The organism is Brevibacterium sp. SIMBA_078 (assembly GCF_046534565.1).
In the GTDB taxonomy this organism is placed as follows: domain Bacteria; phylum Actinomycetota; class Actinomycetes; order Actinomycetales; family Brevibacteriaceae; genus Brevibacterium.
Window position 1 is genome coordinate 1 of sequence record NZ_JAWRYQ010000083.1, and the last position, 341, is coordinate 341.

At 47.2% G+C, this 341-nt stretch carries 1 protein-coding gene; it reads left to right on the plus strand.

Translation table 11 applies throughout. The annotated features are described in order from the left end of the window. Nucleotides 1-108 precede the first annotated feature (108 nt). On the plus strand, nucleotides 109-341 hold a 233-nt coding region (locus tag SB749_RS18960), incomplete at its 3' end, for a hypothetical protein (RefSeq protein WP_410711665.1).

Sequence of the window (341 nt, forward strand, 5' to 3'; positions counted from 1 at the left end):
CTAACTGCCGTGACAATGAAAACAGTAATTGTTAATACGCGTGTCTTGGTCCAAGGAATAACTTCATCTTGCTCTAGCTTCATAGAAGCCATTCCAGGCAATGGCAGCTTGACCGTACAGGACTTCATCAATGACATCACCGGTACTGATGGTGACAATGGACAATCTGCCTTTGAGATCTGGGAAGCCTTACCAGGCAATACTGGCTTGACCGTACAAGACTTTATTGATTCGCTAAAAGGCGACACTGGTGCCTCCGCCTATGAAGTATGGGAAGGGTTGGCTGGTAACGCTGGTAAGACTGAAGCGGAGTTTATTGAAGCCATTACCGGTCCACAAGG